This window comes from Lactiplantibacillus sp. ME-2 (assembly GCF_022549155.1).
GTDB lineage: Bacteria > Bacillota > Bacilli > Lactobacillales > Lactobacillaceae > Lactiplantibacillus > Lactiplantibacillus plantarum.
Window position 1 is genome coordinate 1 of sequence record NZ_JAKZEQ010000062.1, and the last position, 7,677, is coordinate 7,677.

Genomic DNA, 7,677 nt, shown 5'->3' on the forward strand with positions numbered 1-7,677 from the left:
AGCCTTAACATCTGCTTTATTTGGCATAAGTTACCCCTCCTCATCTTCAAAAATATCATTCAATGTTGGCAATGATCTTATTTGAATCGGGGTCGTGCCATAAAGGGCAACGTAGCCATCGGCTAATTTTTGCCAAGCCACTTGATAGTAAGCTCCATTTCCAGTAATTTCTTTTAAATACTTGTAGGCTCCTTTAGTCTGCAAAACCGGTAATTCACTCCCAATGACTGTTAATTCGTTATCCATTTCATGATTTCCTTTGCTTTGCTAATCTCACCCGTTGTTTGGGTTTACTTTTAGGATTGTAAAAGTGAACCTAAATGACGGGTTCACCAACCGGAACGTAGTGCAGGGCGGTAGGCAGGTTCTAATCAAAATCAAAACTTAATTTATGGCCGTCGAGCTTTAACTTGGCGTCAAACGACTTTCCCTTTTTGCTCTTGAAACCCTTTAGTTTGCTGGTTTCCCCTTTGGTGACCAGTGCTTTGATCGCGGTCTTCCCGAGGGTCTTACTGCTCCATTTCTTGGGCAGGGTAAAATCTTCACCTTGCTTGGGCTTCACAATGTAAAACTTCTGTTTATTTAAAACGGTCGCTTGCGGTGTTTCTAAGAATACTTCGGCGGCTTTTTGCGCTTGCTGTTGGTGATCGATTTGTTGCTTAATGGCTGCACTGCCAGTCAATTGCGTGGGAACATCAGCAATTAACTTCGCCACAAACTTCTTAATCTGGCTCAAAAAGTTATCTGGGGTGCGTTCTTCGGTACTGATTTGCTGTAATGCTTGCTCCCATTTTGCTGTCATCTCTGGGCTAGTTAACAAGGGTTCGAGTTCAACCGCTTTACATAAAGTAATCCCCGCTTCACTGACGTGGAGCTTGTTCTTTTCAGTAACTAAATAGCCGCGCTTCTTTAACACTTCCAGCACATTTGCCCGGGTTGCACTCGTTCCAATGCCTTGCACATCTTTAAGAATCGCTTGGGCTTCTTCATCATCAAGTGTTTTACCGGCCGTCTTCATGGCCGTAATTAAGGTACCTTCGGTAAAGGGCACCGGTGGTGTCGTTTCTTTTTGCGGTGTTTGCAGATTCGCTTGAACTTGGTCGCCTTGGTGAACGATCGGTAAGGTGGCTGCCTCTTGCTGGTCGGTTTTGTGATCATCAAATAAAGCTTGCCAACCTTGCTTAGTTGTGACCTTACCGGTTGCTTTAAAATTGGCGTCACCAACTTGGGTAATAATGGTAGTTTCCTCGTACTCGTACGGATCAGCAAACATGGCTAATGTGGTTCTTAAAACCAAGTCATAGACTTGTTGCTGTAATTTAGGCAAGCTGGCTAGTTTCTCTTTCGTCGGCACGACTTTAGTCATGATAATGGCGTAGTGTTCTTCAACCTTTTTTCCATTAACATAGCGCTTATTTGGGGTGGTATTGGTTAAAGCGACTGGCTTAGAGACTAACCCCAGATACTTCGTCAGATTAGCCACTAAATACTCAAATTCTTCATCAGTGATATAAGCACAATCGGTGCGGGGATAACTGAGTAGTTTGTCTTCGTATAAGCTTTGAATAGCCGCTAAGGTTTGGCTGGCGCTGGCGTGATAACGTTTATTCATGGCACTTTGGAGACTGGATAGTGAGAATAGTTGGGGACTAGCACGCTTTTTGCCTTGTTTTTGGACGTCCTTGATTAAACCGTCCTGTGAGCCTTCCTGAACGTGCTTAGTTTGCATGAATGTTATTAGTCCTGCTTCATCTTTAAATCGCTGATAGGGGTCTAATTTTGCGACAAATTTTTGCTGATTAGCAAGAATTTCAGCATTTAGTTCAAAATAAGGTTCTGGCTTAAAGTTTTTGATTGCCTGGTCTCTTTGATAGACCATATATAAGGTTGGCGTCTGTACTCGACCAATCGAATACACCCCGCGTACCCCGTTTTGTCTTAATAACAAAGTATATAAAGGACTGCCATTCATACCAATTAACCAGTCACTAATTTGACGGGTTTGGGCTTCTTTATAAGCCAAATAGTCTTTGTGCCAATCACCAAGATTTTTAAAGCCGGTAATAATCGCGTCTTTTTCTAGGCTATTCAACCAAAGGCGCTTAATCGTTTTCGACTTAACATCAATATGCGCTTGGTTCATGATCGACCACGCGATATTTGACCCTTCTCGACCACTATCGGTGGCCACAATAATGGTATCGGCTTTCGTTAACAGATCTTTAACGATCTTGAATTGCGCTCTTTTACTAGTTGACACTTCAAACCTGTATTTGTCTGGGAAAATCGGTAAATTAGATAAGGCCCATTGCTGGTATTTCTGATCATATTTATCCGGTGTGGCTAGTTCAACTAAATGTCCGAGACCATACGTGACAAGCGTATTATCGGGCAAAACAGGGTCACTAACCGTATAGTAACCCTGTTTTTTTGTGCTCTTTTGAAAGGCTTGGACGTATGAACGGGCTTGACTGGGTTTTTCAGCTAAGATAACAGTGGTCATGTTCGTTCACTCCTTATGATTGAGCTTCTGTTCTAATTCTGTTCTGCCTTGTTCAGCCGCTTTTAACCAGGTTTAACGGTGCATTTTTTATTCCGATTACAAGTGCATGCCCCCATCTTCATGCCGGTTCCGGGTTTGGTGTTGCCGTTGCTTTTTCGTCATTTCCCACTCAGTCTCCTTTAAACCTTGCGCCTGTTTTTGCCGTTGGTAATCTTCATCACGGGCATATAGGGCGGTCATGATTGCGTTACTAAAGGCCGTCTTTAAGTAATAGTCTGGACTAACTGGCTTGTAGTTCAGTGGTTGATAATGTCCGATATTTGCTTTTCTGTACTGGTCGTCCTTGGCTTGTTGCCCTTTTAACTGTTTTTGGATTTTCTCGATCTGACTGTTCTTAATCGTCGGATCGGCTTTGCATTCGCCAAAAAAGAGTTGTTTAGTGCCATCATGCTTTAAAACCCGTTGTAAGTGATGATTTTCTAACTGATCTAAGCTAAGCTGTCCCGATAAATAAGCTAGTCCTTGTTGATGTTCTTGGGGACTAAACACCTGTGGTGGATTTGTTTGCCACTGTTCAATCGTTTCGGCCTGACATGGCTTTAAAACAGGATCATAGTACATCACGGCTGTATAGGCTTGTTCCTGTTTAATCAATGGCAATCCATCTAAATCACCTTTGGGAAAGGCCCTTTTCAATACTTCATGGTATTGCGTTTGAATGACTTGCTTAACGGCCATGATTGCCCGTAGATCTTTGACTGCGCGAGTAATCTTTTGCTGCTCGGTTGGTGAATATTTCTCTAGTAACCCTTGATCGACGTGTTCTAGACTTTCTAAGTTATCGTCATGAATCATCAGCGTATATTTCAGTTCGATTTTGACTTCCTTTTCTTGTTGCATTAATAACTTCCAGCCAACGTATGGCCGTTTGGTAAAGGTCAATAATTGTTGGGTCAACAAATCATCACGAATGTTCATTAAACGTTCGTTTAATTCACTACCCTTGAAAACTGTTTGTTCGCTATCGGTTTCCTTAATTAATTCTCGTCTTTCAGCTTGCGTGGTCTGTTCAAAATTAAGCTCTGGATAAAGTTTTTTAGTCGTGCGATCAACCACTTTATTTAAGAGTTCATCTGCTTTTTTGAGTGAGCTTTCTTGTTGGTTAATTGTCAATAATTGTTTAGTCACATCTTCACCAACCGCATGTTTAATTAAGGTGCTGTTTTTCCAATTAAATAGCATGCGCCGCTTATCATCTAAGTTCTCCAAACTGATATAAGTTTTCAGTTCATGGCTTAACTCTTTAACTACCCGTTTTTCATTAAACGAGAAGTGTTTACTTAGGCTATCTAAATGACCTCTATTGATTACTTTTTCTTGGTTATTTTTATAACTGGCTTTGGCCTTGCGATAGTCCTTAACTTCTTGGTTAAATTCTTTTCTTTCATGCCGCTTACTATTGATTCCCTCATGTTGCATTGGGGTATCATCTATTCCCTCCTCGATAAATGATTTTTCGCTGATCCGATCGGGAATATTTTTTTGCTCTAAAACTTGATTTACACTAACCGCCCAATTGTGCCGCCATTCAGTTATTTTTTCTTTTTTATCCCAATCAACTAGCCACACCTTTCTTGATCTTGGAAAACGACTATTTCCTGTATAAGTCTTGTTCCCATTTTCATCTAATATATTTTCTCTTTTACTTTTTAATCCCCATGTTCCGTCTGGATTAAATGGACGATTAGTTAGCATAACATGAGCGTGCGGATTATCTGGGTGATCTCTATGAATTGCCACATCAGCTACCATGCCCTCATCAACAAAATTTTCTTGTACATATTTTGTCAGTAATTCTTTCTGTTCGGATTCACTTAATTCTACCGGTAAAGCCACGTTAAACTCTTTTGCATACCGTGAGTTTGATTTACGATCTTTCTTTTCAACTTCATTCCACAACTGCTCTCGATCACTCGTCCATTCAGGTGAATTTTTTGGCGTCAAAATAAAGCTTTCTGGCATGACTGACCGAGCATAAAAATAGCTTCGACCTTCTTTTTGATCGAATAACTTTTCACCACTTCGATAAGCGGAACTGGCAATGGCGCTTCTCCCTTTTCCCGCACTGATATTACTAAAGTTCATGTGAAAAATTGCCATGTCGGTCACCACCTTTCTTTGGGTTTATGGGTTTGCTTTTGTTGTCGCCAACGGCGACTTCTGATACAAGGTTTTAGCACAATAACACAACCAACTTTAGTTGTTGTGTGTAAGTGCGCATTGACCTCGTTCCACTCGGTCTTCTGATTCCCTTATATTTACTGTTAGTGTACGCCTCACGCTTCGCTTTTTCAACATTTATGTTGACTTGGATTGATTCAGGTGTTATTATTTTTATTAATTATATACAAATTTGACAGGAGGAGTTAAGATGACCCAATCGGCATTGGAAAAACAAGAAGCTAAATTAAAACAGCTTAATCAAAGGATCAAAGCTGAAAAAAGTAAGATTGAACAAAACCTTGGCAAGCAAATTATTAAAACGTCAAATTTAGATTACGCCAATTTATCGAATCAAAAGATCAAAGACCTCGCGCAAAAAATAGCAACGGTTTTAAACCATGAATCAAATAACCAATTGTAACTAAGTGGTGATAATGATGGCTAATCAATACGAAAAATTGGTTGCGCAAAAAGATCGTTTGAAAGAGAAAATGGATCGGGAAGATTTTAAATTACGACAATCCAAATACTATGAAAATCGGCAAGCCCGCAAAGCCCGCTCTCGCCGATTAATTCAAAAAGGGGCTTTATTAGAAAAGTACTTTCAAGCTAATAACCTCTCGGTCGAACAAACCGAAGAACTTTTAAAAACATTTGCTGACTATGTTAACGCCCATAAACCGGATAAATTAAAAAACGATCAACCTAATAACTAGGCCGATCGTTTTTATTTTCAGGATTGTTTTTTAGCTTAATTTCTGGATTGTGTTTAGCAAAGTCTTTTAACTGTTTTTGAATTCTTTGTGTAAGCTCTGCTTTACTTTCTTTGTGCTTCCTTTTACTTGATCGCTGTTGAATTATTTTTTTACCCTTACCTCTTCTTTTTGATTTTAGGTCAAGCGTAAAATCTGAAATTTTATTTTGATCTAGCTTACTTAAATGACCGATTCCTTTAAAGTTTAAACCGGCTTTGGGAAAGCGATAAATATTACCAAGATCGACCCAGGAAGGTTTCTTCAACCCAGCGGATTGCCAATCTTGAATCGAATAATATTGTTGCTTGATATAAGCCGACTTCTTTTCATATTGACTAGTAATTTTAAAAGCCTCGACCGTCTGTTCTGATACCCGACGAATTAAAACTGGCCGAGACTTGCCACCGTTAGTTTCTACAAAACTAACGTATAGGCTGACTAAGTCATTAGTCCTCATCTGGATCGTTGAGCCAATCAGCGACCTCTTTAGCGTCTTTGAACTCGGTGACTGGTGTCCCTTCGGTCGCCTTTAAAAAGCGTAAATTAGCTCTTTCTTCTTCGCTTAAAGACACATTAAAAGGTAAAGCACCATTAGCAACAATCCGCTTGTAAAACATGTTAATGGCCGTGGTTGGATTTAAGCCCAATTCGCTTAAAACTGCTTCGGTATCATCGGCCAAATCTTTATCAATCTTGACTTGGACCCGTTTCTTTTCCTTAACTGCCATGATTGTCTCATCTCCTTTCTTTTAATACTACCATTATACTACCTTTTGAGTATCTAATCAATAGATAAAACCCTGGCCTCAGACCACTTGAGGTTGGCATTGATCTAAAGGCTGAACTTTTGAGCTAGTTAGCTCCGACACTTATTTAAAAGCCCCTGTTCTTCTGTTTAAGCCAGTTAAATATAGCTTAAGCATAAAGGTCTCAAAACCGTTTAGAAAGGATTTTGCAGCCTTTTAGGACTAGTAGTACAACCCACTGTTGTCGTTGTCGGCTGGCTTTTCTTCTTCGGGGTGTTTGGCCGCGTATTCTCTAGCCGCTTGTTTATTCCACCAAACACCAAATAGATTTTGCATGATGCCGTACAGGTAGTTTTCCACGTTCTAAGAGACGATTGACTTATTATACCCTCTCTTAAAAGTTGTCTCAGGAACTAGCTTACATCCAGTGCCTGACATATTATCATTAATAAGTAATTTTGAATTTAATTTTTCTCCACAAATCATCAAGCTAAGCACATTATCAAAAGATTAGTTTGACAATTAATTTAGATGGACAGTTAATCTAAATAGCCATTTAAGCAAACCAACTATAAAACCACACCACCTTACTTTTTAGGCTAGCCAAAACATATTTTATGGTCTATCTCAAATAATGTGTTATACTTAATTTGTATAGAAAGGAAGCAGTAAAATGACTGAGAAGCACTTAGAACTTAAAGATTATGGCCCACAACCATTTGCTCCAGATTTAAAGGCCGCTGCCTTAGCTAATGACAATTATCGAACTACTTTGTGGACGGGTGATCATTTTCAAGTCACTTTGATGGCAATTCCAGCTGGTGGTGGTGATATCGGAATGGAAATTCACCATGGCAATGACCAATTCATTTATTTAGTAGACGGTGTTGGTCACGTTCAAATGGGCAAAGATAAAAACAAATTGACGATTGACCGTGAGATTCATCCTGGTGAAGCAGTAATTATTCCAGATAATACTTGGCACAATGTAATTAACGCTGGTAGTAAAACTATGAAGGTCTTCTCAATTTATTCTCCAGTAAAACACGCTAAGGGAACTGATGAAAAGACCAAAGATGACGCGATTCAGCAGGAAGGCCCACTAGAGGGCACCGGTGAATAAAGTCATGAAATCTTTTTTGACGATGCTAATTTAGCTTTTCTTAAATTAATTTTTTAAAAACATAAAAGGTAGCTCAATAAACTTTTTGGCTTATTGAGCTACCTTTTTAGCTATATTCAATTATTATCGACAAGTTCAGTTATTTGGCATGCTAAAAAACTTTCTTGAAATGTTGCTTCATTTTTCAGATACGTTTTACCGAACTCGTCAATTAAGCCATGCAACTCTTTGGCTTCAAGCTGGATTGAAGTCAATATTTGAGACAGGTTTTAAGAACGTGTTTAGAATCTTTTCAAGAGTATTCGCAGGAAGGCTAAGCTAATCATC

8 protein-coding genes and 1 pseudogene are annotated in these 7,677 nt (G+C 39.4%); 3 read left to right on the forward strand and 6 right to left on the reverse strand.

All coding sequences use genetic code 11. The features are described from left to right. Positions 1-30 precede the first annotated feature (30 nt). From MMY95_RS14545 to mobQ, 3 genes are all read right to left on the reverse strand, one after another. Positions 31-246, reverse strand: coding sequence for a hypothetical protein (locus tag MMY95_RS14545; RefSeq protein WP_041153659.1), 216 nt, complete (start codon positions 244-246; stop codon positions 31-33). 121 nt (positions 247-367) lie between these two features. Beyond that, positions 368-2,503 (reverse strand): DNA topoisomerase III, encoded by a 2,136-nt coding sequence (gene topB, locus MMY95_RS14550; protein WP_241277761.1) that lies wholly within the window; start codon positions 2,501-2,503, stop codon positions 368-370. A gap of 96 nt (positions 2,504-2,599) precedes the next feature. After that, the gene (gene mobQ, locus MMY95_RS14555; protein ID WP_241277762.1) at positions 2,600-4,663 is read right to left on the reverse strand and encodes a MobQ family relaxase; all 2,064 of its coding nucleotides are present in this window, start codon (positions 4,661-4,663) and stop codon (positions 2,600-2,602) included. 271 nt (positions 4,664-4,934) lie between these two features. On the opposite strand from mobQ, the gene MMY95_RS14560 reads away from it, so the two are divergent. Next, entirely contained in the window at positions 4,935-5,147 is a 213-nt protein-coding gene (locus tag MMY95_RS14560) for a hypothetical protein (protein ID WP_108910191.1), read from the forward strand. A gap of 16 nt (positions 5,148-5,163) precedes the next feature. Beyond that, positions 5,164-5,442 carry a hypothetical protein gene (locus MMY95_RS14565; protein WP_147781422.1) on the forward strand — a complete coding sequence of 93 codons (279 nt, stop codon included), beginning with the start codon at positions 5,164-5,166 and terminating at the stop codon, positions 5,440-5,442. Here the strand turns inward: MMY95_RS14565 and MMY95_RS14570 are convergent. The 3 genes and pseudogenes from MMY95_RS14570 to MMY95_RS14580 all read right to left on the reverse strand — a co-directional run. Then, a complete protein-coding gene (locus tag MMY95_RS14570) occupies positions 5,432-5,938 on the reverse strand; it encodes a hypothetical protein (RefSeq protein WP_162816935.1) in 507 nt (168 codons plus the stop codon). The two genes, MMY95_RS14565 and MMY95_RS14570, sit on opposite strands and share 11 nt — an antisense overlap. Further along, on the reverse strand, positions 5,928-6,209 hold the full coding sequence (locus MMY95_RS14575) for a type II toxin-antitoxin system RelB/DinJ family antitoxin (RefSeq protein ID WP_003646131.1): 282 nt from the start codon (positions 6,207-6,209) through the stop codon (positions 5,928-5,930). The genes MMY95_RS14570 and MMY95_RS14575 overlap by 11 nt, the downstream gene beginning before the upstream one ends. A 240-nt stretch (positions 6,210-6,449) precedes the next feature. Further along, a pseudogene (locus tag MMY95_RS14580) lies at positions 6,450-6,590 on the reverse strand (plasmid replication initiation protein); the annotation flags it as partial. Positions 6,591-6,900: 310 nt separating this feature from the next. Between MMY95_RS14580 and MMY95_RS14585 the strand changes: the two are divergent. Then, positions 6,901-7,350 (forward strand): cupin domain-containing protein, encoded by a 450-nt coding sequence (locus MMY95_RS14585; RefSeq protein WP_003660057.1) that lies wholly within the window; start codon positions 6,901-6,903, stop codon positions 7,348-7,350. Positions 7,351-7,677: the final 327 nt, after the last annotated feature.